A 24,848-nucleotide genomic window follows, 5' to 3' on the forward strand; every position below is an offset into this window, starting at 1 on the left:
CACAGGGTCGCCGGTCTGCGCCGGAACCTTTACAGGGCCTTTACGCCAGGAGAATCCGCCCCGGCCTCTCGAAACGAGGGAAAAGCATTCGCCGTCAAAAGCTTGATTGGGCTTTGACACCCCTCAATACGGTGGGGGGCCGTAAAGGTCCCGGCGGAACCACGTCACTTGGACTGCGCCCGCCGTCGTGCTATCCCGCCCCATGACCGACAGCACGACCGACACCGCCCTCGACCGCTTCATCCGCGGCCTGCCCAAGGCCGAGCTTCACCTCCACATCGAAGGCAGTCTCGAGCCCGAGCTGATGTTCGCGCTCGCGGCCAAGAACGGCGTGAAGCTGCCCTATCGCAGCATCGAGGAAGTGAAGCGGGCCTATGACTTCGACAGCCTGCAGAGCTTCCTCGACCTTTACTACATGGCGGCCGGCGTCCTCATCCACCGCGCGGACTTCGCCGCCCTGACCGTAGCCTATTTCGATCGCCTCGCCGCCGATGGCGGCGTCTATGCCGAGATCTTCTTTGACCCCCAGACCCACACCGACCGCGGCATCGCCTTCGGCGAGGCACTGGGCGGCGTGCTCGACGGCATGGCCGCCGCCGAGCAGCGGCATGGAATCAAATCCAAGATCATCATCTGCTGCCTGCGCCACTTGGGCGAGGAACCCGGCTTGAAGATGCTGGCCGAAGCCGAGCCCTTCCTCGACCAGATCGCCGGCCTCGGCCTCGATTCCTCCGAGGTCGGCTTTCCGCCGGCCGATTTCGAGCGGCTGTTCGCCGCCGCCCGCGCCAAGGGGCTGCGCGTGGTCGCCCATGCCGGCGAGGAAGGCCCCGCCGCCTTCGTGCGCGACGCGCTCGATGTGCTGAAGGTGGAGCGCGTCGATCACGGCATCCGCGCGATCGACGATCCGGCTCTGGTCGAACGGTTGGCCAGAGACGGCACCACGCTCACCGTCTGCCCGCTCTCCAACGTCCGGCTCTGTACCGTGAAGACCCTGGCCGACCACCCGCTCCGCCGCCTCTACGAAGCCGGAGTCAGGGTGACGATCAACTCCGACGACCCCGCCTATTTCGGCGGCTATCTCCAGGAGAACTACATCCAGACCGCGCAGGCGCTGAACCTCACGCGGGGCGAACTCGCCGACATCGCCGCCAACAGCTTCCACGGCGCGTTCCTCAGCGACGCGGAGAAGGCCGGCTACCTTGCGCGGATCGACGCGTATGTACGAGAAGGTGCATCCTAGCCCCCTTCACCTCGTCATGGTCCGCGAAGGCGGACCATCCACGAGTTTCTTTCGGGCGCACGGAGGCGAACTCGTGGATCCTCCGCCTTCGCGGAGGATGACGACAAGATAAAGTCGTCACCCCGGATACCAGATCTTGCGCGGGTCGTCCGCGCCGCGCTTGTAGTCGTAGGCGGCGTCGATCAGCTTCGTAAGATCGTAGGCCGGGCGCCAGCCGAGGAAATACTTGGCCTTGCTGTTGTCCATCCAGTTCGAATGGTAGTCGCTCGGGATCTCGACCGAGGGCAGGCCGCGGGTCTTCTGCAGGTGCTGCGCGACCGCGCCGTAATCGACCGGCACGTCCATGCAGATGTTGAACAGCTGGTGCTTCGCCTTGGGGTGGTCGAGCGCCGCGATCATCGCCGCCACCAGGTCGGTCACATGGACGAAGTTGCGCTTCAGCGGCTTGCCGTCGGCGTCGAGCAGCAGCGGCACGGTGCCGGATTCGGCGTAGCGCTTGGCGTCGGCCGCCGGCACCAGGTCCTTCCAGACCGGGCCGCCGAACACGTCGTCGCCGAAGGAGAGCGTGTATTTGAAATCGTCCTTCTCCATGATCCAGGGCGCGCGCAAGGTGCAACCGTCGATCCCGTATTGGATGATGGTTTGCTGCAGCATCACCTCCTCCAGCACCTTGGAGAGGGCATAGCAGCCGGGATAGGCCATGTGCGGCACCGCCTCGGTGATCGGGCCGGGATGGCGGTAGAAGAAATGCCCGATCGCCGCATCGCCGCCGATCAGCATGAAGCGCTGCGCGGTCTTGCTCTGGCGAAACGCCTCCAGCAGCCAGAACAGGCCGCCCACGGCGACGTCCACCACGTCCTCGGGCGTCTCCTTGCAGGTCGCGAGGTGGACGACATGGGTCACGTCGCGCATCGCCGCTTCGGCGACGGCGCGGTCAGCGATCGAGCCCTTGACCACCGAGAGCCGCTCGTCCTCGGGGAGCGCGCGGTTATGGCAGAGCGCGCGGATCTTCGCCGCCTTCCACTTCGGATCGGCGCGCAGTGCGTCGATGAAAACCCTTCCGACCTTGCCGGTCGCTCCGGTCACGAGAATGAGCATGACTTTGTCCCGATCAGTTCTGCGGCATGAAATAGAAGGGATCCGTCATCGAAGCGGATTCCCAAGGCACCTGTTTCTGTTCGGTGAGCGCGATCACCTTCTTGCGCGTGCGGTCGAACACCTCCTGGATCGGCAGGCCCGGAACCAGCATGCTTTCAGTCAAGGCCGCCACATAGGGACTGTGTTCCCCTTCGTCATAACCCGCCAGGAAGCCGGGCGCCGTGGAATAGGCAATGAAGAAATTCGGCCCCATAGCCGTGAGCGGCAACAGGCCGCGATACGCCGAGCGAAAGCTTCGCGCCAACGGGTTGTTGCGGCTCGCATCGACGATGACGATGCTGGTCGCGGCACCGGCGAACATCATCTGCTGGATGACATCGTCCAGCGCGACCGCTTCAATTCCGACATCGGACTCCTTCGCAATCTCTGCCCTGATCGGAATGAGGTAGCTGATCGATCGCACGCTGATCCCATGCCCGGTATAGAAGAACAAGGCCGTGGCCTTCGGCCCAGCGTCGGCGATCTTGTCGCCGAACTCCACAATCGCACGCTTTATCTGCTTCTGGTCTGCGTCCACGACGGTCTGCACGGTAAAGCCGCATTTCCTCAGCGTCTCGGCCATCAGCTTCGCGTCGTTCGCAGGGCTGGCCAGGGCGCCCAAGTCCGCGCGGTAACCGGCATTGCCGATCACCAGCGCGACCCGCGGCTCCGCCTCCGCGCGCAGGGCGAACACCGCGGCCAGAACCAGTGCGAGCAATCCCGGCCATCGTTTCAAGAACATCCCCGCTCCCCTTTGATCCCCGTCAGCCCAGGATGCAACTGATTGTCGTTTCTGACAACCGTCAGCTTTATGTCAGGGCAACCTGACATGCAGGTGTCCGGCATTCACTGCGGAGACTCACCATGCTTGCGGTCCAGCACATCCATCCCATCCTGGTTCACTTCCCGATCGTCTTCTTCATCACCCTGGCCGTCGTCGATCTCGTCGCCGCGGCGCGGGGCCAGATCATCACCGGGCGGGGCGGGCTGGCCAATCTGTCGCTCGGCCTGGCGCTGGCGGCCGGCGCCTTCGCGATCGGGGCCTATTTCATGGGCGACGCGGCGCTGGAGTTCGCGGAATCCGGCGGCTTCCACAGCGATATCGCCGAGATGCACGAGGCGCTCGGCGAGGCCACGGCGGCGGCCTTCGCGGTCTGGGCCGTCATCCGGCTCGGGCTCTGGTGGCGCGACCTGCGGCTTACCGGCACCGCCGCGCTACTGGTGTCGCTGGTCGAGGTCGCCGGCGCGGCGCTGGTCACCGCCACGGCCTACTACGGCGGCCAGCTGGTCTATGACCTGGGCGTCAACGTCGCCCACGCGGCGCAGTAATCGTCAGAGCTGGTCGAGGTCGCCGGAGAAATCCGGCGGCACGAAATCGCCGCCCTGGAGCAGGTCGCTCACCGGGTTGCCGCTGACCTTGCCTGCGACCTCGGCGGCGAAGACCTCGGCATTGTCCTGCGGGTCATAGCCCAGCCGATAGGCATTGCCGTTGTCCCAGAAGGCGCGGCTGTTGCGCGACTGGCCGTAGACGATCTCGAAGCGATAGTCGGCGGTGAGGCCGACCCGCACCAGCCGCTCGAAATCCGGAAAGGACAGCCAGGTCGAGAGCATGCGCTCGTTGCGGGGATTGCCGAAGCAGGAACCGATCCGCATGCAGAAGGCCTTGATCCCGTGCTTATGGGCATAGAGCGAGGCCAGGTCCTCGCCGAAGGCCTTGGAGAGGCCGTAGCGCCCGTCGGGGCGCGGCGTCACCTGATGATCGAGCATTTCCGAACGACGGTAGAGACCGACCACATGGTTGGAGCTGGCAAAGACGATGCGCTCGACCCCGGCCAGCCGCGCGCCCTCCCAGAGATTGATCGCGCCCAGGATGTTGGGCGCGAGCACCTCGGGCCAGCTGCCTTCCAGCGAGCGGCCGCCGAAATGCAGGATCGCGTCGACCCCTTCGCAGAGCCGCGCCGTCGCCGCGGCGTCGGCAAGATCGCAGCGCACCACCTCCTCGCCCGCTTCCGCCGGCGCCATCTCGTCGCGGTCGGAAAGCCGCAGGACCGGAAAGCTGCCGCGCAGACGCTCGCGCAGCACGCGCCCCAGATTGCCCGCGGCGCCGGTGATCAGGATGCGGTGGTGGGTGGTGGCCATGCGGTTCCTCGCTGAAAGCAAAAGGCCGGCAACGGGTGCCGGCCTTCGCGTCTCGATGCGATGATCCAGAGCGGGATCAGCGCGAATAAAATTCGACGACCAGATGCGGCTCCATCGCCACCGGATAGGGGATGTCGGCGAGCTGCGGGGTGCGCACGAACTGCGCGGTCATCTTCTTGTGGTCGGCGGTGATGTACTGCGGCACGTCGCGCTCGTTGGACTGCACGGCGGTCAGCACCAGCGCGAGATCGCGGCTGCGCTCGCGGACCTCGACGACATCGCCTTCCTTCACCTGGTAGGAGCCGATGTTGACGCGCTTGCCGTTGACCTTGATGTGGCCGTGGTTGACGAACTGGCGCGCGGCGAACACGGTCGGCACGAACTTGGCGCGATAGACCACGGTCTCCAGGCGGCGCTCGAGCAGGCCGACCAGGTTCTCGGAGGTGTCACCGCGGCGGCGCGAGGCTTCCTGGTAGAGGCCGCGGAACTGGCGCTCGCCGATCGAGCCGTAGTAGCCCTTCAGCTTCTGCTTCGCCATCAGCTGGATGCCGAAGTCGGTCGGCTTCTTGCGGCGCTGGCCGTGCTGGCCCGGGCCGTAGTCGCGGTTGTTGTTGACGGGGCTCTTGGCGCGGCCCCAGAGATTGACGCCAAGCCGGCGGTCGATTTTGTGCTTGGCCTCGCCACGCTTATCGGACATGCGGAAATCCTTCTTTCTCGCTTGGTTACGATGTTGTTCATGTCCCGGCTGTCCGGCCCGCTGTTACGCGGCGGCTGGATCGGTTTTGGACCTATCCGGCTCGGGAGCGGGCGGATCATAGCGGCCAAAATCCCCAAGTCAAGCCGCCTAAGCCGCTGATTTAAGGCCGCTTTTTCTCCCGCAGCGTGGTCAATTCCTTGACCACGCCGTGCAGGGTACGGATTTCTTGCTCGGTCAGCTCGGCCCGGCCCCACATGTTCCGCAAATTCCGGATCATGTTCGGCCGCGCTTCCTCGTTCCTGAGGAAGCCGCATTCGTCCAGCGCCTTCTCGAAATGGGCAAAGAAGCCATAGAGCTCCTCCTTGGTCGCGGGCTCGGCGCCGTGCGTCTCCAGCACCCGTGCCGGCGTCGAGTCCCCCGCCTGGTACCACTCGTAGCCGATCAACAGCACCGCCTGCGCGAGGTTGAGCGAGGTGAAGTCCGGATTGAGCGGCACGGTGACGACCGCATCGGCCAGCGCGACGTCGTCCTTCTCGAGCCCGGTGCGCTCCTTGCCGAACAGGACACCGACCTTGCGCCCCGCCCGGCCCGCTTCCACCGATTTCTCGCCGACCGCGCGCGGGGTGAGGATCGGCTTCACCATCTTCCGCTCCCGCGCGGTGGTCGCATAGACCATCTGCAGGTCGGCGACGGCGGCCTGGGTGCTGTCGAAGATCCGGACCGGCGGCATGATCTCCAGCGCGCCGACCGAAGCGGCCAGCGCGCGCTCGCTCGGGAAAGGATCGCGTGGGTTGACGAGGCGGAGGTCGGTGAGACCGCAGTTCAGCATCGCCCTGGCGGCGGTGCCGATATTCTCGGCCAGCTGCGGCTCTACCAGGATGACCGCCGGCGGGATGCCCCTTTCGGACGTCGGGGCGGTCATTGCGCGGCGGAGGCCTGCGCCAGCTTCAGCAGCTTCCAGGTCAAGGCGTCGTTCAGCGCCTCATAGGAGGCATCGATGATGTTGGTGGAGACGCCGACCGTGCTCCAGCGCTCCCCGCTGGCATCGGCGCTTTCGATCATCACCCGGGTGACCGCCTCGGTGCCGGCCTGGGGGGTGAGGATGCGGACCTTGAAGTCGACCAGGCGCATGTCCGAGAGCCCGGGATAGAGCGGCGTCAGCGCCTTGCGCAGCGCGGTATCGAGCGCGTTCACCGGGCCGTTGCCGGTCGCGACCGTCATCATGTCCTCGCCATGGACATCGAGGGTCACGGTGGCCTCGGATTCGGTCACCAGATCGCCCCGCACGTTCCAGCGCCGCTCGTCCATGACGCGGAACCGCGCCAGCTTGAAGTAATCGGGCACCGTGCCGAGCCCGCGCCGCGCCAGCAGCTCGAAGCTGGCTTCCGCGCCGTCATAGGCGTAGCCGTCGTATTCGCGCAGCTTCACCGTCTCGACCAGCGCCGCGACCTTCGGGTCGTCCGGGTTGATCTCCAGCCCGATCTCGCGGAACCGCGCCAGGATGTTGGCGCGGCCCGACTGGTCGGAGACCACGATGTGGCGGCGGTTCCCGACCACGCCCGGCTCGATATGCTCGTAGGTCTTCGGGTCCTTCTCGACCGCGGAGACATGCAGCCCGCCCTTATGCGCGAACGCGGATTCGCCGACATAGGCAGCCGAACGAGAAGGCGCGCGGTTGAGCCGCTCGTCCAGCAGGCGCGAGAGATGGGTGATATGCTTCAGATCCTCGTCGCTGAGACCGGTCTTGAAATCGGTCTTCAGCATCAAGGACGGGATCAGCGACACCAGATTGGCATTGCCGCAGCGCTCGCCGAGCCCGTTCAAGGTACCCTGCACCTGGCGCACGCCGGCCCTGACCGCCGCCAGCGAGTTCGCGACCGCGTTCTCGGTATCGTTGTGGCAATGGATGCCGAGGTTGCTGCCGGGGATCGTGCGCGTGACCTCGCCGACGATGCGCTCGATCTCATGCGGCAGGGTGCCGCCGTTGGTGTCGCAGAGCACGATCCAGCGCGCCCCGGCCTTGTAGGCCGCTTCGGCGCATTCCAGCGCATAGGCCGGGTTGTTCTTGTAGCCGTCGAAGAAATGCTCGGCGTCGAACATGACCTCGGCGACCCGCTCCTTGGCATGCGTGACACTCTCGGCGATCATCGCCACGTTCTCGGAACGCGCGATGCCGAGCGCCACATCGACATGGAAATCCCAGGACTTCCCCACCATGCAGACCGCATGGGTCTTGGCGTTGAGCAGCGCGGAGAGTCCCGGATCGTTGGCGGCGCTGCGGCCGGGCCGCCGGGTCATGCCGAAGGCGACGAACTTGGCGCGCTTGAAGCGCGGCGCATTGCCGAAGAAAGCGTCGTCGGTCGGGTTGGCGCCGGGCCAGCCGCCCTCGACATAGTCCACGCCCAGCCGGTCGAGCGCCGCCGCCAGGGCCTGCTTGTCGCCGACATTGAAGTCGACGCCCTGGGTCTGCGCCCCGTCGCGCAGGGTCGTGTCGAACAGATAGACGCGCTTGTCGTCGGACATGTTTCAGGTCGCCATCGAGATTGACCCGGTTTTCAGCATATGGAACCTTGGGGGTCAAGCAGACCTCCCAAAATAAGCGCCAAATGCCTGATTTTTCGAACCTTCTGCCCTTTCTTGCGGCCGCCTTGGCCTTGAACCTGACGCCGGGCGCCGACATGACCTATGTGATCGCCCGCTCAGCGACCCAAGGCCGCTCGGCCGGGATCGCGGCCAGCTTTGGCGTGGCCCTGGGTTCCCTCGCCCACAGCCTGCTGGCGGCCTTCGGGGTCGCGGCCCTGCTCGCCCAATCGGAAGCCGCCTTTATCGCGATCAAGGTCGGCGGCGCGCTCTATCTCCTCTACCTCGCCTGGAAGGCGATCCGCGCCAGCGCGGCAGCCATCGCGCTCAAGGACCTGCCGCCGGTCAGCACCGGCCGGGTCTTCGCCGAGGGCGCGCTCACCAACCTGCTCAACCCGAAGGTGGCGCTGTTCATCCTCGCCTTCCTGCCGCAATTCGTCGATCCCGCCCGCGGCTCGGTCATCGTGCAGATCCTGGTGCTGGGCTTGATCTTCAACATCGGCGGCACCACGGTGAACTGCGTCGTCGCGATCTCCGCGGGTGCCGCTGCAGGGATGCTGCGCGGGTCCGAGCGCTTCGCCCGTTGGCTCAACCGCTTCACTGCGCTCGTCTTCGTCGGTCTGGCGCTTCGTCTCGCCTTCGCCGAAAGACGATAGCGTGCAAGTCATCGTGATCGGCGCCGGCGCCGCCGGCATGGTCGCGGCGCTCCGGCTTTCCGAGAAAGGCTGCAAGGTCACCCTGATCGAGCAAGGCGAGATTCCGCACCCGCGCGCCGCCTCCTTCGACCAGCACCGCATCATCCGCCACATGTATCCCGGGGCGGATGCCTATGCCCGGCTGGTGGACCACGCCTTCGCCGCCTGGGACCGGCTCTGGGAGCGATTGGGCCGCAAGCATCTGGCCGAGACCGGCGTGCTCGCGGTCTCCAACGACCCCGACGACTGGAGCGACCGCGGCCGCGCCGGGCTCGACCGGCTCGGCATTCCCTATCGCCTCTGGGACGTGGCGGAGCTTCGCCGGCGCCTGCCGCAATTCCAGTTTCCCGACCGTGCCACCGGCATCTTCACCGATCGCGGCGGCGCGCTGTTTCCCGATCGCATCGCCACCGATCTGGCGCTCGCGCTGCGGCAGAGCGGCGTCGCCCTGGTGCCGCGCGAGAAGGTCGTCAGCGTCGATTCCGCGGTCGGCCGGGTCGAGACCGAGAGCGGCGCCGTCTTCCTCGGCGACCGCGTGATCTTCTCCGGCGGGGCCTGGGCCTCGAAGCTCTTCCCGGACTTCGCCGCCGCACTGGTGACCTATCGCCAGGCCGTGCTCTACGTGGCGCCGCCGGCGAAATGGGCGGCAGCCTGGGCCGAGACGCCGGTCATCGTCGATCTCGGCGGCGAGAGCGGCTGCTACATCCTGCCGCCGGCCGACGGCAGCGACATGAAGATCTGCGCGCCCGACCACCGCCGCCGCGGCGATCCCGAGCAGCATGCCGCCCTCGACGAGAACGAGGACCAGGCGATCCGCGCCTTCTTCCGTTACTCCCTGCCGGACGTCGCGGATTACCGCAGGCTCTATATGAAGACCTGCTTCTACACGATCGCCCCCGACGACCGCTTCCAGCTGCAGCGCCGCGAGCGGCTGATCCTGTTCAGCGGCTGCTCCGGCCACGGCTACAAATTCGCCGCCTTGAACGGCGAGAAGCTCGCCCAGGTCGTGCTCGGCGAGGCGGATCTGGAAGCGACCGCGAAGCTGCTGGGCGGCTACGACTAGCGCTCAGGCCGCCTGCTCGCCGAACCAATGCGGGCGCTTGACCGCGGTCCAGTTGATCAGCCGGTAGAGGCCGCGCCGCGCCGGGGCGAAATCCTGCGCCAGCAGGATCACCCCCAGTGGCGCCATCCAGAAGCCGAGCACCGGCAGGAAGCCGATGAACCCGGCACCGATCAGCGCAATGCCCAGCGGCAGGCGCAGCCAGAAGAGCTCCGGCTTGCGCACGCCGCGGATGAAGCCGGCGAAGCCGCGCGGCAGGCGGGAGATCAGCTTCTCCAGCCGCCGTTCCGCCCGCTCCTGGTCTTCCTGCTTCAGCATCGCCCGTTCCGACCGACCGCGCACCCTCGCGGAGATCAATACGCCGGAACGGCCCCAGGTTCCTACCCCACTGTGATCCGGAGCTCGCCGACGCCCTCGACCGCGCCCAGCAGCTTGTCGCCCTTCTTCACCGGGCCGACGCCGGCCGGCGTGCCGGAATAGATGAGGTCGCCGGCCCTGAGCTCGAACAGGCCGGAGAGATAGGCGATCATCTCCGGCACCTTCCAGATCAGCTGGTTGAGATCGCCCTGCTGCTTCAACGCGCCGTTGACCTTCAAGGTCACGGCGCCCTTTGCCGGATGGCCGATCTCGGTTGCCGCCACCAGCTCGGAACAAGGCGCCGCGGCTTCGAAAGCCTTGCCGACCTCCCAGGGCCGGCCCGCCTTCTTCGCCTCGCCCTGCAGGTCGCGGCGCGTCATGTCGAGCCCGACCGCATAGCCGAAGACATGATCCAGCGCCTTCTCCACCGGGATGTCCTTGCCGCCGGATTTCAGCGCCACCACCATCTCCAGCTCGTGGTGCACGTCGTTCGACGCATCCGGATAGGGAAAGACGCCGTCGTTCTTCACCAAGGTGTCCGGATTCTTCTGGAAGAAGAACGGCGCCTCGCGGTTCGGGTCGTGGCCCATCTCGATCGCATGCTCGGCATAGTTCCGGCCGACGCAGTAGATCCGGTGCACGGGAAACAGCTTGTCGCTGCCCTTGATCGGCAGCGCCGGCACCGGAGACGGCGCGAAGACATAGCGCGCGTCGGTCGTCTGAACATTCATTGTCTCACTCCCGCGTAAAATTCGATGCGTTTCTCAAGCATGCCGATCAGCTCGGCGACGATCAGGGCGAAGGCGAACAGCACCAGGGTCAGCGCCCAGAACTCCTCCATCAGGAAGTTGCGCGAATAGAGCTCGAACAGCTCGCCATAGCCGATGATCGAGACCAGCAGCTGGCCGATGACCACGCCCTTGACGCCGCGGATGAAGCCCAGCCGGATCCCGGCCAGGATCTCCGGCAGCGCCGCCCAGAAGATGATCTTGGCGTAGAGCGCCGGCGGCTTCGCGCCGAAGCTGCGGCTCATCTCGATCAGCGAGGGCGCAACACTCTTCACCCCCGCCTGGGTGTCGAGCACGATGATCCAGACCGCGAACAGGAAGACGCTGACCACGATCGTGGTCTCGCCCATGCCGAACAGGATCATCAGCACCGGCACCAGGGCCGAGAGCGGCGCGCTGACGAAGACATTGACCCACATGCCGAGCAGGTTCTCGGCCGCCTTCACCCGCCCCATCAGGATGCCGAGCGCGACGCCGACCAGGATCGCCAGCACCATGCCGATGCCGAAGGCGCGCAAGGTGGTCCAGGTCGCCGTCCAGAACTTCGGCGAATAGATGAGCTCGCCGAGGCTCATCACCACGCCGCTGAACGGCGGGAACAGCAGCACGGCCTCGGTGCGGCCGACGATCTCCCAGACCGCGATCCAGAGCAGCAGCGACGACATCATCGGCAGGCGGTAGCCGAACAGATTCATGGCATCAATCCACGAACTGCCGGAGGCCCTGCCAGATCTCCTCGACCGTATCGAGATAGGCGCGGTCGCGGCGGATCTCGTCGGGCGTGCCGGAGCGGTCGATCCGGGGCGCGATCACCTGCTCGATGCGGCCCGGCCGGCGCGACAGCAGCACGATGCGGTCGGAGAGATAGACCGCCTCCTCGATGCTGTGGGTGACGAAGATGAAGGTCTTCTTCTCGACCTCGCGCAGCCGCAGCAGGTCCTCCTGGAACTTCCGCCGGGTCTGCTCGTCGACCGCGGAGAACGGCTCGTCCAGCAGCAGCACGTCGGCCTCGACCGCCAGCGCCCGGGCGAGGCCCACGCGCTGGCGCATGCCGCCGGAAAGCTCATGCGGATACTTCTCCTCGAAACCGGCGAGGCCGACCTCGGCGATATGGGTGCGCGCGATCTCGTTGCGCTGCTTCACCGGCATGCCGCGGAGCTCGAGGCCGAAGGCGACGTTGCGCAGCACCGTCGCCCAGGGCATCAGCGCGAAATCCTGGAACACAAAGGCGCGCTCCGGCCCGGGGCCGGTGACCTTCTCGCCCTTCACCAGGATCTCGCCCGCGGTCGGCGCCAGCAGGCCGGCGATGATCTTCAGGAGCGTGGTCTTGCCGCAGCCGCTGGGGCCGAGCAGCGTGGTCAGCGCACCGGCCGAAAAATCCAGATCGATGTCTTTGAGCGCATGCACGCCGCCGGGATAAACCTTGTTGATGCCGCGGACCGCGATGATGCCGGGGGCTTGGGCATCCTGGGCCGCGGGGTGGATCGAGACGACGCGTTTGGCGGCAACCATTCTATGCCCTGCTCTTTTCCGGCCGGAACATGGTTCGTTCGGCCCATTGCAACAGACTCAAGGTGGCGGCGGAGAAGACGATGACCGAGGCGATCACCGCGTACATCTCGGCGTAGTTCGCGACCGCCCGGTGATAGGTGATGAGGTCGCCGATCCCGGTCGGGGTGATCAGCAGCTCGGCGAGGATGATGCCGATGAAGCCGGCGGAGATGCCGAGCCGCAATCCGGCGAAGATCACCGGGCTGGCATCCGGCAGGATGATCTTGACGATCTGCTGCATCCTGCTGCCGAGGAAGGAGCGGCACATCGCGACCAGCGACGGATTGACGTTGGAGACCGCCTTGTAGGAATTGAGCACGATCACCGGCAGGGCCAGCAGGCAAACCGAGATCACCTTGGCGGTCATGCCGATGCCGTAGATGAAGGTGACCATCGGGATGAGTGCCGCGACCGGTGCCGCCTGGAGCACGATGAAGACCGGCGCCGCGGCCCATTCGACGCTCTTGCGCAAACCCATGGCGACACCGGCCGAGACGCCGATCAACGCCGAGAGGACCACGCCGATCACCAGCGGCTGCAGCGTGAGGAAGTAGGCCCTGAAGATCGAGCCGTCGGCCACCATCCCGCCGAAAGCGGCGACCGTATCCAAGAAGGTCGGAAAGGCAAGATTGATCGGCACCCGCCCTGCCGCCTCCCAGGCGCCGCAGAACAAGGCGATGGACGCCAGCCGCCACCACAACAGCTGGCGGCGGCTGCGCCGCTTCTGGTCCGGCTCCGCGGCAATCTGCGCGGCGACGATGTCTTCGACCCTGACGTCCACGCCCTTGCTGCCTTCCGTTCCCCATTCTCGTCATGGTCCGCGAAGGCGGACCATCCACGAGTTTGCATCCGTCACTCGATAGAAACTCGTGGATCCTCCGCCCCCCGCGGACGAAGGTCCGCAAACCTGGGCGGAGGATGACGAGATCAGTAAGGCCAGTTCCGTATTTGCACGTGCCCTTACGGCCCCACCTTGGCCGAGGCTTTCTGCAGCGGCTCGAAAGTCCAGAAGTCCTCGACCTTGAGGTCGGATGGATCGCCCTCGATCTGGCCAGCGAGGCTATAGAAGGCGAAGTCGTCCTTCACCGCCGCCTCGCTGCCGCCGTCGGTCGGGAAGGCCTTGTTCGCCACCGACTCCTCGTAATACGGCACGACCTCGCCCTCGAGATCCGCCGGCAGGTCGGCCAGCAGATTGTACTTCTTCCGCAGATCGGCGACGACCGCCGGATTGGCGTTGATCTCGCGCCAGGTCTTCAGCAGCTCCTCGACCAGGATCTCCACCGCCGGCGCCTGCGCCTTCAGGAACTCGGTGTTGGCATAGAGCGCCTCATCGGTGGCGTTGACGCCTTCCATCGGCAGCACCGCGAACTTGCCCGGCGCCTTCGAATCCAGCAGCTTCTTGTTGGTGGAGTCGACGATCGAGGCCTTCACGTTGCCCTGGAGCAGCGCGCCGGCACGCACTTCCGAGCCCGGCACGTAGGAGATGTTGCTGTAGGTGATGCCGTTCTTCTGCGCCATCAGCTTCATGATGGCCTCGGTGCCGGAACCGCGGGCATGCACGGCGATCTCCTGGCCGTCGAGATCCTTCCAGCTCTTGTAGAACTCGGTGTTGACCACCGGGAAGAAGCGCAGGTTGCTCATCTGGTAGAACAGCCGGATCGGCGCCTTCACCTTCTGAATGAGCGCGTAGGGCGTGCCGACGCCGATATCCGACTGGCCGCCGACCACCGCCTGCGAGGCGACGTCCTCGGATTTCAGGAAGGCGACCTCGACATCGACGCCGCGCTCCTTGGCGCGCTCGATGGCGATCAGGAAGTTCAGCGTCTCCACCGTAGCGATGTCGCCAAAGGCGATGCGGATCTTGCCCTCCGCGGCCGCCGGCGCCGCCGCGCCGAAAGCGAGCGCCGCCGCGACCAAGGCCGCGCCGAAAGCCCGCGTGATGTCCCTCATTTGCATTTTCTCCTCCTCCCAATTGCCGTTGCTTCGATGAGCCTTCTGGCTCTGGCTTGGTATTGACCATTCTTATATTGGTTTTCGAATGGCGCAAGCGCGCATCAGAGATAGACTTGAAATTCCTGAGATATTCGTGGATATTTCGACAACCAATTACTGGATTGGTTGAAGATTGAAATGATCGGTTCCGACGAAGCGCTGGCGCGGCTGCGCGCCTATCTCGCCAATATGGAGCTGCCGGTGGACAGCCGGTTGCCGGCCGAGCGCGAGCTGGCGGAGGCGCTCGGTGTCAGCCGCGCCGACCTGCGCAAGGCGCTGGCGGTGCTCGAGGCCGAGAACCAGATCTGGCGCCATGTCGGCAAAGGCACCTTCATCGGCAGCCGGCCGATCGACAGCCATGCCGACGTCGCCGCGATCACCAAGCGCACCAACCCGGCGGAGGCGATGCGTACCCGGCTGCTGCTGGAGCCTGAGGTCGCGCGCATGGCGGCCCTCAACGCCACTTCGGAGCACATCGCCGAGATGCGGCTCTGCCTGCAGAAATGCCGCGCCGCGCAGACCTGGCGGCAGTATGAGGCCTGGGACAACCGCCTGCACCGCGTGATCGCGGAATCGACGCAGAACGCCCTGCTGCTCGCCCTGCTCGATACCTTGAACGCCGTGCGCCGCGCGCTGGTCTGGGGCCGCCTGCGGGTCAACAAGGTGAAGCCCGCGCCGGATCACCACTCCTTCGCCGAGCATGAGGCGATCGTCAGCGCGATCGCCGACCGCGATCTCGACCGCGCCGCCGCGGCGATGCGCAAACACCTGGAAAGCGTCGAGCGCAATCTGCTGCGCCCCAATGAGCCGGAGCGCCGGCCGGAGGCGTCACTCGCTTTGGCCTAGCCTCGAGACGGATTCCGTTTCGCCGCTCCTGAGGTCGTCAAGACCGTACACCCCGGTGTGAGCATTGTCAAGACACGGCTTAACCCGTTGAGGCGGCCAGCTTTTATATCCCTCGCAGGCGCAAGAATCTTACTAAGCGCGTTTCCAAGTCGTCCCTTGCGGCCCGTCTTCCAGGATGACGCCGGCATCGCTGAGCGCCTTGCGGATCCGATCGGCCTCGGCGAAATCCTTGGCCTTGCGCGCCATCTTCCTGGCCTGGATCAGGCGGTCGATCTCCGCCGCCTGCAGCCCGCCGCCGCTCGCCTGGAACCAGGCCGCGGGGTCCTGCTCCAGCAGGCCCAGCAGCGCACCGGCGCCGAGCAGTGCCGCCTTGAGCGCCCGCTTCTCCTCGGGCAGCTCCGCCTTGTTCAGTTTGGAGACCAGCTCGTGCATCTCGGAGAGTGCGAGCGGCGTGTTGAGGTCGTCGGCCAGCGCCGCGAGGATGTGGTCGTTCGGTTGCGGCGTCGCATCGACCACGGCCTTGGCGAGCGCGGTATAGAAGCGGTCGAGCGCCGTCTTCGCTTCCCGGAGCCCGTCGCGGGTGATGTCGATCGGCTGGCGGTAATGCGCCGAGAGCAATGCGAGGCGGATTGCCTCGCCGCGATGCCCCTCCTCCAGCAGCTCGTGGACGGTGAAGTAGTTGCCAAGGCTCTTCGACATCTTGGTGCCGTTCACCTGCACGAAGCCGTTGTGCAGCCAATAGCGCGCCATGACCTTGCTGCCGTGGGCGCAACGGCTCTGCGCGATCTCGTTCTCATGATGCGGGAAGATGAGGTCGAGGCCGCCGCCGTGGATGTCGAAGACCTCGCCCAGGATCTCACCCGACATGGCGGAGCATTCGATATGCCAGCCCGGCCGGCCGCGGCCCCAGGGCGAATCCCAGCCCGGCTGGTCGGCCGTGCTCGGCTTCCACAGCACGAAATCCGCCGGGTGCTTCTTGTAGGGTGCCACTTCGACGCGGGCACCCGCGATCAGGTCGTCCAGGCTGCGCTTGGAGAGCTTTCCGTATTCCTCCATCGACGGCACGTTGAAGAGGACATGGCCTTCCGCCGCGTAGGCGTGGCCCTTCTTCTCCAAGGCGGCGATCATGGCGATCATCTGCGGGACATACTCGGTCGCGCGCGGCTCCTTGTCCGGCGGCAAAGCGCCGAGCGCGCCCATGTCGTCGTGATACCACTGGGTGGTGCGCCGGGTGACCTGCTCGATGGTCTCGCCGTTCTGCTTGGCGGCCTCCATGATCTTGTCCTCGATGTCCGTGATGTTGCGGACATAGGTGACCTGGTCCTTGCCGTAGGTGTGCCGCAGCAGCCGTGCCAGCACGTCGAACACGACGACGGGGCGCGCATTGCCGATATGCGCATAGTCGTAGACCGTCGGACCGCAGACATACATGCGGACGTTTTTGGGATCGATCGGCTCGAAGACCTGCTTCTCGCGCGTGAGGGTGTTGTGGAGGTGGATGGTCATCGTATCGCTCGTTGCTTTGAGGGGACTGCGCGCCGTTTGCCTACTCAACGCAACAACAGTCCGTCATCCCGGCGCTCGGCGCCGGGATCCACGCCTTGGCAGCGTGAAGAAGGAAAGGCGTGGATCCCGGGACCAAGTCCCGGGATGACGGCGGAGAAAGTGGCGCCATCCAGTTCACGCCCGCTCCCCGCGCAACCGCTTCAGCGCGCGGTCGCGGCCAATCAGGGGCAGCAGCACCTTAAGCTCCGGGCCGTGATCCAATCCCGTCAGCGCCAGGCGGAGCGGCATGAACAGCTCCTTGCCCTTGCGGCCGGTGCTCTTCTGCACGGTCTGGGTCCAGGTCTTCCAGGTCTCGGCGTCCCAGGGCTCGCTGGGCAATAGCTCGGCGGCCTTCGAGGCGAAGCCGCCATCCGCCACCACAGGGGCGATCTCCGACCGGCAGATCTGCTGCCAGAGAGCGATATCGCCGATCTTCTCCAGGTTCCCACGCGCCGCATCCCAGAGAGCGGAATCGACCTGGCCGAAGTTGAGTGCGGCCAGCTGTGGCTTCACCGCTTCGAAGCTCGTTGCGTGGAGCTGCCGGGCGTTGAGATGCTTCAGCTCCTCCGGGTCGAAGCGCGGCGAGGTCTTGCCGAAGCGGGAGAGGTCATGATCCTTCACCAGGGCGTCGAGGCTGCCGACCGGCTCGATCGTCCCGCCGGCGCCGATATGCGCCAGGTAGGCATTGATCGCCATCGGCTCCAGGCCGTCCTCGCGCATCTGCATGATCGAGAGCGAGCCCAAACGCTTCGACAGCCCCTCGCCGCTGGCATCGACCAGCAACGGCAGATGGGCGAAGGTCGGCACCGCGGCGCCCAGCGCCTCGTAGATCTGGATCTGGGTCGCGGTGTTGGTGACATGGTCGTTGCCGCGGATCACGTGGCTGACCTTCAGCTCCACATCGTCCACCACCGAGGGCAAGGTGTAGAGAAAGGTGCCGTCCTCGCGGATCAGGATCGGGTCGGACTGGCTGCTCTCATCGATATGCTGGGGGCCGCGCACCAGGTCGTTCCAGGTGACGTTGCGCGGCTCCAGCTTGAAGCGCCAATGCGGCCGGCGCCCCTCGGCCTCCAGCTTGGCGCGGTCGGCATCGGTGAGGTTCAATGCGGCGCGGTCATAGACCGGCGGCTTGCCCTGGGAGAGCTGCACCTTGCGGCGCAGGGCCAGTTCCTCCGCCGTCTCGTAGCAGGCATAGAGCCGGCCCGCGGCCTTCAGCTTGGCGGCGGCCGCCTCGTAGGTATCGATGCGGTCGGACTGGCGGGTGAACTCGTCCCATTTCAGGCCGAGCCATTTGAGGTCGTCCTCGATGATCGCGGCGAAGGCGAGGGTTGAGCGCTCGCGGTCGGTGTCGTCGAGACGCAGCAGGAACTGGCCGCCCGCCTTCTTCGCGAACAGCCAGTTGTTCAGCGCGACGTAGATGTTTCCGACATGCAGCCGCCCGGTGGGGCTTGGAGCAAAGCGAACACGGATCGACATGGGGCCATCACCGATCCATCACTGTTTCGGTGCTTTGAAGCCGTTGGTGATCGGGTAGCGCCGATCGCGGCCGAAGGCCCGGCTGGTGATCTTCACCCCCGGCGGGGCCTGGCGCCGCTTGTATTCGGCGAGGTCCAGCATGCGCCAGACCCTGAGCACGGTCGCGCGCTCGAATCCCTTGGCCACGATCTGCTCGACCGTCATCTCGTGCTCGATCAGGCATTCCAGGATGCCGTCCAGGATCTCGTAGGGCGGGAGCGAATCCTGGTCGGTCTGGTTGGGACGAAGCTCGGCGGTCGGCGCCTTGGTGATGACGCGTTCCGGCATCACGGCGCCGCTCGGCCCCAGCGCATCGGCCGGCTTGTGCGCGTTCCGCCAGTCGCAGAGCTTGTAGACCATGGTCTTGTAGATGTCCTTCAGGACCGAGTAGCCGCCGCACATGTCGCCGTAGAGCGTCGCGTAGCCGACCGACATCTCCGACTTGTTGCCGGTGGTGAGCAGCATCGAGCCGAGCTTGTTGGAGATCGCCATCAGGGTGACGCCGCGGATGCGGCTCTGCACGTTCTCCTCGGTCACGTCATGGCCGCGGCCGGCGAAGACGTCGCGGGTCATCTCCTCGAAGGCATGCATCGCGCGCTCGATCGGGACCGTGTCATGCACGATGCCAAGCAGGTCGGCGCATTTCTGCGCATCGACGATGCTGTCGTCGCTTGTATAGGGCGACGGCAGCATGAAGGCGCGCACCCGGTCGGCGCCCAGCGCATCGACCGCGACCGCCGCCGAGATCGCGGAATCGATGCCGCCGGAGAGGCCGAGCAGGATGCCGGGGAAGCGGTTCTTGTTCACATAGTCGCGCAGGCCCAGCATCATCGCCTGGTAGACGCTCTCGAGCACGGAGGGCTGCGGCGCCATCAGGCCCGCCTCGCAGACCCAGCCGTTATTGCCCTTGCGCTTCCAGACGGTCAGCGTCTGTGATTCCGCGAAGGCCGGCATCTGCACGGCGATCATCTGGTCGCCGTTCATCACGAAGCTGGCGCCGTCGAAGATGACCTCGTCCTGCCCGCCGACCTGGTTCAGGTAGACGATCGGGCGGCCGTTCTCCTCGATCCGGCGTTTGACCAAAGTTGTGCGCACGTCGAGCTTGTCATGCTCATAGGGGCTGCCGTTCGGCACCAGCAGGATGTCGGCGCCGGATTCCGCCAGGCACTCGACCACCTCCGAACCCCAGATATCCTCGCAGATCGGCAACCCCAAGCGCACGTCGCGGAAGTTGATCGGGCTCTGGTTGCCGCCGGCCGCGAACACCCGCTTCTCGTCAAACACGCCGTAGTTCGGGAGATCCGCCTTGAAGCGAGTCGCGGCGATCTTGCCGCCGTCCAGCAGCGCGACCGCGTTGTAGAGCTTGCCTTCGTCGACCCAGGGCAGTCCCAGCAGCACGGCCGGGCCGCCGTCGGCGGTCTCGGCCGCCAGCTGCTCGGCGGCGGCGCGGCAGGCCTGCTGGAAAGCAGGTTTCAGCACCAGGTCCTCCGGCGGATAGCCGCAGAGGAAGAGCTCGCTCAGCATCACGAGGTCGGCCTGGTCCGCCGCAGCCTGTTTGCGGGCCTTGCGAACCAGATCGGCATTGCCCGCGACGTCACCGACGGTCGGGTTGAACTGGGCCAGGGAAATGCGCAGCGTATCGGTCATAATTCGTCAGATTCACCGTGTTTCGAGTGACCTTAACGGCCGGAACGGGGGGATTCAATGCGGCCAACCGGCAAATCAGCCATGATTAACGGGTATTTGGCACGGGAATTGAAGCTTGTTCGGCCGGGATGCGCGGTGAGACAATCCATTTGGGGCGGTTTCGGAGGAAGATGGTGACCAAACTCGCATTTGCCGGCCTCTTGGCGTTGGTGTCCGCCGGCCCTGCTTTCGCCCAGAACTATGCCGACGAGCTGGTGCCGACGCCGGTGATCGAGCCGGCCGGCAACCGCTATATCCTGATGGTGCTGGACCAGCCGGACCGCGACCTGGTCCATGGCCGCACCAAGGTCAACATGCTGGTCGATACCAAGACCGGCAAGACCTGGCTCTTGGAATACTCGCGCAAGCCCAACAGCAACGAGATGGGCTATGTCTGGAGCGAAGTGCCGTTCGCGACCGCGCCGGGGGAGTGACGCCTCACCGCGTCGACCAGAACTTCTCCATGATCTCGCTGTGCGTGACGGTCTTGTCGTAGTCGATGAGCTTGGCCGCGACGTTGGGATCGACCACGGCGGCGTTGAGGTCGCGGCCGGTGAAGCGGCGGATCACGTCCATCGAGACCCAGCGGGTCAGCACCGTGTATTCGATCGCGCCCTCGACCTCGCGGCGCATCAGCATGGCGCCGAGGAAGCCGGGGATGGCGTCGAGCTCCGGCAGCACCTTGTCCTTGAAGTGCCGAGGATAGGCCTCGGGATCCCGGGGATCCGCGCGGCAGCTCCAGACCCTAGCGATCGCCATCGGACTTCCGGAACAGGAACTCGCGGCCGATCTTCACGCGCTTCACGCCGTCGTATTCGATGATGTCGGCGGTGGCGTAGGTCTCGGTCCAGCGCGACGGCAGGAAGGAGCCGGTGCCGATCACGTCCATCGGCGCGAGGCTTTCCGCCATCACCTTGCACTTCGCCGGGTCGAAGCCCGAGGACGCGACGATCTTCACCCGCTGGAAGCCCTCGCGGTTCAAGGCATCGCGCATATGCCACATCGCGGAAGCCGAGACGCCCGCGCCGACCAGGTGGCGCAGCTCCTGCTCGGAGCGATAGCCGCGCAGCACGCGCGGCACATGGCGCTCCAGCACCGCGTAAGACGCGGTCGGGTCCAGGCCCTCGACGAAGCGGCTGCCCGGCGTGTCGAGGCGGACCGAGAGTTTCCCTTCCGCGGCGAGCGTCGGGAAACGGCGCGCCACGGTCAAGGAGTCCGTGACCTCGCGGCCGAAGTAATCGACCAGCACGGTCATCGGCTGGTCGGGGAAGGTCTCGTGGAACATCTCGGCGGCGCGCAAAGTCGAGCCGGCGTAGCCGATCAGCGCGTGGGGCATGGTGCCGAGTGCGTGTTCCTGGCCGAAGTAATGCGCGGTCGCTTCGGTGGCGTTGCCGATGAAGCCCTTGGCGCCGACCTTGCGCCTCGCCCGGGCTGAGCCGACCGAGGCGGCATAAGCCATGATCTCCGCCATCTCCAGGCCGGCGCAGTGCCGCGCGTCCATCGCCAGGAAGGCGACGGCGGGAAGATCGGCGCACATGGTGAAGGCGTTGAAGGCGGCGACGCAGGCCGGCCCCAGCTTCATCAGCAGGATGGTCTCGAGGTCCGAGAGATGCACCAGCGAGCCGGTGATGTACATGATCGGCTCGCCGGCGCCGACCCACTTCCCTTCCGGGTAGATGAGATCGACCTTGAACTCGGTGCCGCGTTCCTTGGCGATCGACTGCAGCCAGTCCAGGGCCAGGCGCGGCGCCGAGACCACCGGTCGGCGCATGAAGACGGCGTAGGTGACGGTGCTGTCGCCGAAGCGCGCCACCGTCGCCTTGGTTTTCAGGAAGTAGTGATCCGTCCAGTCGGCAATCGAATCTTCCGAAGGTCCGGCGGCGGGTCCTTTAGGAGGCTGCGGCGATCCGCTGTCCATGGCCAACACGCTCCGCTTTCAACTGCTCAGCAATCAGGAAGGCCAGTTCGAGGGCCTGGGTTGCATTGAGACGCGGGTCGCAATGAGTGTGGTAGCGATCGGCCAGGGCTTCCTCGGTGACCGCCTTGGCGCCGCCGATGCATTCGGTGACGTCCTGGCCGGTCATCTCGAAATGGACACCGCCGGCGTAAGAGCCTTCCGCGCGATGCACCGCGAAGAAGTTCTTCACCTCGGTAAGGATGCGGTCGAACGGCCGGGTCTTGTAGCCGGTCGAGGACTTGATGGTGTTGCCGTGCATCGGGTCGCAGGACCAGACCACCTTGGCGCCGGCGCGCTGCACCGCGCGGACCAGCGGCGGCAGCTTGGCCTCGACCTTGTCATGGCCCATGCGGGCGATGAGGGTGAGGCGGCCGGGCACGTTCTGCGGGTTCAGCATCTCAATGAGACGCACCAGCTCGTCCGGATCCGAGGTCGGGCCGCATTTGAGGCCGAGCGGATTCTGGATGCCGCGCATGTATTCGACATGCGCAGAGTCGAGCTGCCGCGTGCGGTCGCCGATCCAAAGCATATGCGCCGAGCAGCCGTACCACTTGCCGGTAAGGGAGTCGGTGCGGGTCAGCGCCTGCTCGTAGTGGAGCAGCAAGGCCTCATGGCTGGTGAAGAACTCGGTCTCGCGGATCTGAGCGTTGTTGTCCGAGGTCATGCCGCAGGCGGCCATGAAGTCGAGCGTTTCGCTCAGCCGGTCCGCCATCTCCTTGTAGCGATGGCCGAGCGGGCTGTCGGCGACGAAGTCGAGGTTCCAGCGGTGCACCTTGTGGAGATCCGCGAAGCCGCCTTGCGCGAAGGCGCGCAGCAGGTTGAGCGTGGCCGCCGACTGGTTGTAGCTCTGCACCAGCCGCTCCGGATCCGGCGTGCGGGCTTCCTTGGTGAACTCGATGCCGTTGATGATGTCGCCGCGATAGCTCGGCAGTTCGACGCCGTCGATGACTTCGGTCGGCGCGGAGCGCGGCTTGGCGAACTGGCCGGCCATGCGGCCGACCTTCACCACCGGCAGCGCCGCGCCGAAGGTGAGGACGACGGCCATCTGCAGCAAAACGCGGAAGGTGTCGCGGATGTTGTTGGCGGAGAACTCGGCGAAGCTCTCGGCGCAATCGCCGCCCTGCAGCAGGAAGGCCTTGCCTTCCGCCACCCGGCCGAGCGCCTCGGTCAGGCTGCGCGCCTCGCCGGCGAAGACCAGCGGCGGGTAGCCCCGGAGCTTGTCCTCGACCGCGTGCAACTTCGCCTGGTCCGGGTATTCCGGCATCTGGCTGATCGGCTTCGCCCGCCAGCTATCCGGCGCCCATTTCGCCGCCATCTTCTCGTACCCCTACGCTTCTCGACCCTTGTCCCGGCCAACCATTGGCACGGGAACCATTGGCCTGTGGATATACGATGGTTGGGCCGGCGGATGCAATTGCAGCAGGCGCTTGGGCGCCATGCCCGGCGCTGGCGATGCGATAAATAACACTGATATTTCAGTGCATTAACTGGGCCAATCGCGGCGATCGAGACTTTTCATCAGGCCAGGACAAGATTTCAGGCGACCGCCCGCAGCAGCTCGAAGCTGGGCGGGATGGTTGACTGGACGCTCGGCCGTTCCGCCATCCGCGCCCGCCAGGCCTGGATCGCCGGATAGCGCGGCAGGGCCGCCTGCCCCTCCCGGGTCAAGCCAAGATAGTGGAGCTGCGGCACGAGGTAGAGATCGGCCAGCGCCATGGTCGCGCCGGTGAGATAGGGCTGGGTCGAGAGCGGGCGCTCCAGTTCATCGAGCGTCGCCGGGAGCTTTTCAACCGCGGCCAAGACGGCCGCTTCGTCCACCGGCCAGCCCAGCACCGGCGATACCAGGCGCGGGAAACAGATGCCGCGGCCGATGCGGGTGGTCACGGAATCGCTGACCGCGCTGATCCACTGGTCGCAGAGCGCCGCGCGCCGGGAATCCGACGGCCAGAGCGAGGGTGCGGCCGGGAACTCGCGCTCGGTGAAGCGGATGATGGCGATGGATTCCGCCAGGATGAAGTCGCCATAGCGCAGGAACGGGATCTTCGAGAAGGGATGCCGCGCCTCGCCGTCGACATGGCCCGGCGCGCAGGGCACCAGTGTGTGGGGCACGTTCCGCTCCAGCAACGCCATGCGGGTCGCGCGCACGAAGCTGCTGTGCGGGCCGCCGTAGAGAAAGAGCTCGGTCATGGATTCCTCCCGGGTCAGGCGCGTTCGGCCAGGTATTGGGCCAAGCAGTCGAAGCTGCTCTCCCAGCCCTTGTCGTGCATGCCGGCCCGCTCGGCATTGGGGAAGCCGTCGTGCCGCAGCTGGAGCTCGGTCTCGTCGCCCAGCGCCACGAGGCTGATGGTGACGATGGTCTTGAGGTCCGGCTCGCGCGGCTGGCCAGTCTCGTCGAGCCAGGCCCAGGTGAAGGCCAGGCGCTGATCCGGCGTCAGCTCGGTGAAGACGCCCTGGACTCGGCGTATTATCCCGTCGGGCCCGTTGAGCGCCGCATAGAAGCGGCCGCCGACCCTGGGCTCGACCACGCATTCGGTGCAGGTATGGCCGAGCGGGCCGAACCAGCGCGCCAGATGCGCGCCGTCGGTGAACATCTTGAACACCAGCGCGCGCGGCGCCTTGAGGCGCTTCGAAACTCTGAGCACGAAACCTGTGTCCGCCGGCATCTCAGCGCGCCTTCTTGCGCTTGCGCTTTGGCTTGGCATCGCTCGCTCCTCCGGCTTGCAATTGCTCGAGATACTTCTCCATGCGGCCGAGGGATTCCTCCCAGAACCGCGCATAGTCGCCGAGCCAGTCATGCGCGCCTTTCAATGGCGCGGCTTTGAGCACGCAGCGCCGCCACTGCGCCTCGCGCTCCCGCTCGATGAGCCCGGCGCGCTCCAGCACCGAGAGATGCTTGGAGATCGCCGGCAGGCTCATGGCGAAGGGCTCGGCCAATTCCCCGACCGAGACGCTGCTCTCGGCAAGTCGGGCCAGGATGGCGCGGCGCGTCGGATCGGCCAGGCAGGCGAAGGTTTGGCTCAGGGGGTCCATTTCGACGTGCATCTCGTATTTAACCTACTGGTT

General features: G+C 66.0%; 27 protein-coding genes. 6 read left to right on the forward strand and 21 right to left on the reverse strand.

All coding sequences use genetic code 11. The annotated features are described in order from the left end of the window. Positions 1-202: 202 nt before the first annotated feature. Positions 203-1,240 (forward strand): adenosine deaminase, encoded by a 1,038-nt coding sequence (locus ACH2CY_RS19565; protein WP_395021051.1) that lies wholly within the window; start codon positions 203-205, stop codon positions 1,238-1,240. A gap of 117 nt (positions 1,241-1,357) precedes the next feature. Here the strand turns inward: ACH2CY_RS19565 and ACH2CY_RS19570 are convergent, their stop codons facing one another. Both ACH2CY_RS19570 and ACH2CY_RS19575 read right to left on the reverse strand, forming a co-directional pair. Further along, positions 1,358-2,338: an NAD-dependent epimerase/dehydratase family protein gene (locus ACH2CY_RS19570; RefSeq protein WP_395021052.1), complete on the reverse strand. Its 981-nt coding sequence runs from the start codon at positions 2,336-2,338 to the stop codon at positions 1,358-1,360. A gap of 13 nt (positions 2,339-2,351) precedes the next feature. Continuing rightward, positions 2,352-3,029 carry a caspase domain-containing protein gene (locus ACH2CY_RS19575; RefSeq protein ID WP_395021053.1) on the reverse strand — a complete coding sequence of 226 codons (678 nt, stop codon included), beginning with the start codon at positions 3,027-3,029 and terminating at the stop codon, positions 2,352-2,354. A 212-nt stretch (positions 3,030-3,241) separates the two neighbouring features. Between ACH2CY_RS19575 and ACH2CY_RS19580 the strand changes: the two genes are divergently transcribed. Beyond that, positions 3,242-3,706, forward strand: a complete 465-nt coding sequence (locus tag ACH2CY_RS19580; RefSeq protein ID WP_395021055.1) for a DUF2231 domain-containing protein — start codon at positions 3,242-3,244, stop codon at positions 3,704-3,706. A gap of 3 nt (positions 3,707-3,709) precedes the next feature. Here the strand turns inward: ACH2CY_RS19580 and ACH2CY_RS19585 are convergent, their stop codons facing one another. The 4 genes from ACH2CY_RS19585 to cimA form a co-directional block, all read right to left on the reverse strand. Continuing rightward, positions 3,710-4,516: an NAD-dependent epimerase/dehydratase family protein gene (locus ACH2CY_RS19585; RefSeq protein WP_395021056.1), complete on the reverse strand. Its 807-nt coding sequence runs from the start codon at positions 4,514-4,516 to the stop codon at positions 3,710-3,712. 76 nt (positions 4,517-4,592) lie between these two features. Next, positions 4,593-5,213: a 30S ribosomal protein S4 gene (rpsD, locus tag ACH2CY_RS19590; protein ID WP_395021057.1), complete on the reverse strand. Its 621-nt coding sequence runs from the start codon at positions 5,211-5,213 to the stop codon at positions 4,593-4,595. Positions 5,214-5,373: 160 nt separating this feature from the next. Beyond that, positions 5,374-6,135 carry an RNA methyltransferase gene (locus tag ACH2CY_RS19595; RefSeq protein WP_395021058.1) on the reverse strand — a complete coding sequence of 254 codons (762 nt, stop codon included), beginning with the start codon at positions 6,133-6,135 and terminating at the stop codon, positions 5,374-5,376. After that, positions 6,132-7,736 (reverse strand): citramalate synthase, encoded by a 1,605-nt coding sequence (gene cimA / locus ACH2CY_RS19600; protein WP_395021060.1) that lies wholly within the window; start codon positions 7,734-7,736, stop codon positions 6,132-6,134. The genes ACH2CY_RS19595 and cimA overlap by 4 nt, the downstream gene beginning before the upstream one ends. Before the next feature lie 83 nt (positions 7,737-7,819). Here cimA and ACH2CY_RS19605 point away from each other — a divergent pair, with 83 nt between their 5' ends. Both ACH2CY_RS19605 and ACH2CY_RS19610 read left to right on the forward strand, forming a co-directional pair. Further along, positions 7,820-8,449: a LysE family translocator gene (locus tag ACH2CY_RS19605; RefSeq protein ID WP_395021062.1), complete on the forward strand. Its 630-nt coding sequence runs from the start codon at positions 7,820-7,822 to the stop codon at positions 8,447-8,449. 1 nt (position 8,450) lies between these two features. Further along, a complete protein-coding gene (locus tag ACH2CY_RS19610) occupies positions 8,451-9,551 on the forward strand; it encodes an FAD-dependent oxidoreductase (protein ID WP_395021064.1) in 1,101 nt (366 codons plus the stop codon). A gap of 3 nt (positions 9,552-9,554) precedes the next feature. Here the strand turns inward: ACH2CY_RS19610 and ACH2CY_RS19615 are convergent, their stop codons facing one another. The 6 genes from ACH2CY_RS19615 to ACH2CY_RS19640 all read right to left on the reverse strand — a co-directional run bounded on the left by ACH2CY_RS19615 (position 9,555) and on the right by ACH2CY_RS19640 (position 14,194). Continuing rightward, positions 9,555-9,866, reverse strand: a complete 312-nt coding sequence (locus ACH2CY_RS19615) for a hypothetical protein (protein ID WP_395021066.1) — start codon at positions 9,864-9,866, stop codon at positions 9,555-9,557. Between the two features lie 62 nt (positions 9,867-9,928). After that, positions 9,929-10,636: a fumarylacetoacetate hydrolase family protein gene (locus ACH2CY_RS19620; protein WP_395021067.1), complete on the reverse strand. Its 708-nt coding sequence runs from the start codon at positions 10,634-10,636 to the stop codon at positions 9,929-9,931. Next, a complete protein-coding gene (locus tag ACH2CY_RS19625) occupies positions 10,633-11,388 on the reverse strand; it encodes an ABC transporter permease (protein WP_395021068.1) in 756 nt (251 codons plus the stop codon). The genes ACH2CY_RS19620 and ACH2CY_RS19625 overlap by 4 nt, the downstream gene beginning before the upstream one ends. A 4-nt stretch (positions 11,389-11,392) precedes the next feature. After that, positions 11,393-12,205, reverse strand: a complete 813-nt coding sequence (locus tag ACH2CY_RS19630; protein WP_395021070.1) for an ABC transporter ATP-binding protein — start codon at positions 12,203-12,205, stop codon at positions 11,393-11,395. A gap of 1 nt (position 12,206) precedes the next feature. After that, the gene (locus tag ACH2CY_RS19635; protein WP_395021071.1) at positions 12,207-13,025 is read right to left on the reverse strand and encodes an ABC transporter permease; all 819 of its coding nucleotides are present in this window, start codon (positions 13,023-13,025) and stop codon (positions 12,207-12,209) included. A gap of 179 nt (positions 13,026-13,204) precedes the next feature. Further along, on the reverse strand, positions 13,205-14,194 hold the full coding sequence (locus tag ACH2CY_RS19640; protein ID WP_395021072.1) for an ABC transporter substrate-binding protein: 990 nt from the start codon (positions 14,192-14,194) through the stop codon (positions 13,205-13,207). Positions 14,195-14,374: 180 nt separating this feature from the next. On the opposite strand from ACH2CY_RS19640, the gene ACH2CY_RS19645 reads away from it, so the two are divergent. After that, positions 14,375-15,082 carry a FadR/GntR family transcriptional regulator gene (locus ACH2CY_RS19645; protein WP_395021073.1) on the forward strand — a complete coding sequence of 236 codons (708 nt, stop codon included), beginning with the start codon at positions 14,375-14,377 and terminating at the stop codon, positions 15,080-15,082. Positions 15,083-15,214: 132 nt separating this feature from the next. Here ACH2CY_RS19645 and cysS read toward each other — a convergent pair whose 3' ends face one another. The 3 genes from cysS to ACH2CY_RS19660 form a co-directional block, all read right to left on the reverse strand. Continuing rightward, positions 15,215-16,588 (reverse strand): cysteine--tRNA ligase, encoded by a 1,374-nt coding sequence (gene cysS / locus ACH2CY_RS19650; RefSeq protein WP_395021074.1) that lies wholly within the window; start codon positions 16,586-16,588, stop codon positions 15,215-15,217. Between the two features lie 174 nt (positions 16,589-16,762). Beyond that, positions 16,763-18,103, reverse strand: coding sequence for a glutamate--tRNA ligase (gene gltX / locus ACH2CY_RS19655; protein WP_395021076.1), 1,341 nt, complete (start codon positions 18,101-18,103; stop codon positions 16,763-16,765). A gap of 18 nt (positions 18,104-18,121) precedes the next feature. Further along, positions 18,122-19,789 carry an NAD+ synthase gene (locus ACH2CY_RS19660; RefSeq protein ID WP_395021079.1) on the reverse strand — a complete coding sequence of 556 codons (1,668 nt, stop codon included), beginning with the start codon at positions 19,787-19,789 and terminating at the stop codon, positions 18,122-18,124. Between the two features lie 173 nt (positions 19,790-19,962). Between ACH2CY_RS19660 and ACH2CY_RS19665 the strand changes: the two genes are divergently transcribed. Beyond that, the gene (locus ACH2CY_RS19665) at positions 19,963-20,262 is read left to right on the forward strand and encodes a hypothetical protein (protein WP_395021080.1); all 300 of its coding nucleotides are present in this window, start codon (positions 19,963-19,965) and stop codon (positions 20,260-20,262) included. A gap of 4 nt (positions 20,263-20,266) precedes the next feature. Here the strand turns inward: ACH2CY_RS19665 and ACH2CY_RS19670 are convergent, their stop codons facing one another. The 6 genes from ACH2CY_RS19670 to ACH2CY_RS19695 form a co-directional block, all read right to left on the reverse strand. Beyond that, complete coding sequence (locus tag ACH2CY_RS19670) at positions 20,267-20,587, reverse strand: antibiotic biosynthesis monooxygenase (RefSeq protein ID WP_395021082.1); 321 nt, start codon at positions 20,585-20,587, stop codon at positions 20,267-20,269. Next, positions 20,574-21,746: a nicotinate phosphoribosyltransferase gene (locus tag ACH2CY_RS19675; protein WP_395021083.1), complete on the reverse strand. Its 1,173-nt coding sequence runs from the start codon at positions 21,744-21,746 to the stop codon at positions 20,574-20,576. The genes ACH2CY_RS19670 and ACH2CY_RS19675 overlap by 14 nt, the downstream gene beginning before the upstream one ends. After that, positions 21,718-23,100, reverse strand: coding sequence for a class II 3-deoxy-7-phosphoheptulonate synthase (locus tag ACH2CY_RS19680; RefSeq protein ID WP_395021084.1), 1,383 nt, complete (start codon positions 23,098-23,100; stop codon positions 21,718-21,720). The genes ACH2CY_RS19675 and ACH2CY_RS19680 overlap by 29 nt, the downstream gene beginning before the upstream one ends. Before the next feature lie 221 nt (positions 23,101-23,321). Continuing rightward, positions 23,322-23,972 (reverse strand): glutathione S-transferase family protein, encoded by a 651-nt coding sequence (locus ACH2CY_RS19685; protein ID WP_395021085.1) that lies wholly within the window; start codon positions 23,970-23,972, stop codon positions 23,322-23,324. Between the two features lie 14 nt (positions 23,973-23,986). Beyond that, positions 23,987-24,448 (reverse strand): SRPBCC domain-containing protein, encoded by a 462-nt coding sequence (locus ACH2CY_RS19690; RefSeq protein ID WP_395021086.1) that lies wholly within the window; start codon positions 24,446-24,448, stop codon positions 23,987-23,989. Position 24,449: 1 nt separating this feature from the next. Then, positions 24,450-24,815 (reverse strand): ArsR/SmtB family transcription factor, encoded by a 366-nt coding sequence (locus ACH2CY_RS19695; RefSeq protein ID WP_395021087.1) that lies wholly within the window; start codon positions 24,813-24,815, stop codon positions 24,450-24,452. Positions 24,816-24,848: the final 33 nt, after the last annotated feature.

It is taken from the genome of Dongia sp. (assembly GCF_041905885.1).
Classification (GTDB): Bacteria; Pseudomonadota; Alphaproteobacteria; order Dongiales; family Dongiaceae; genus Dongia.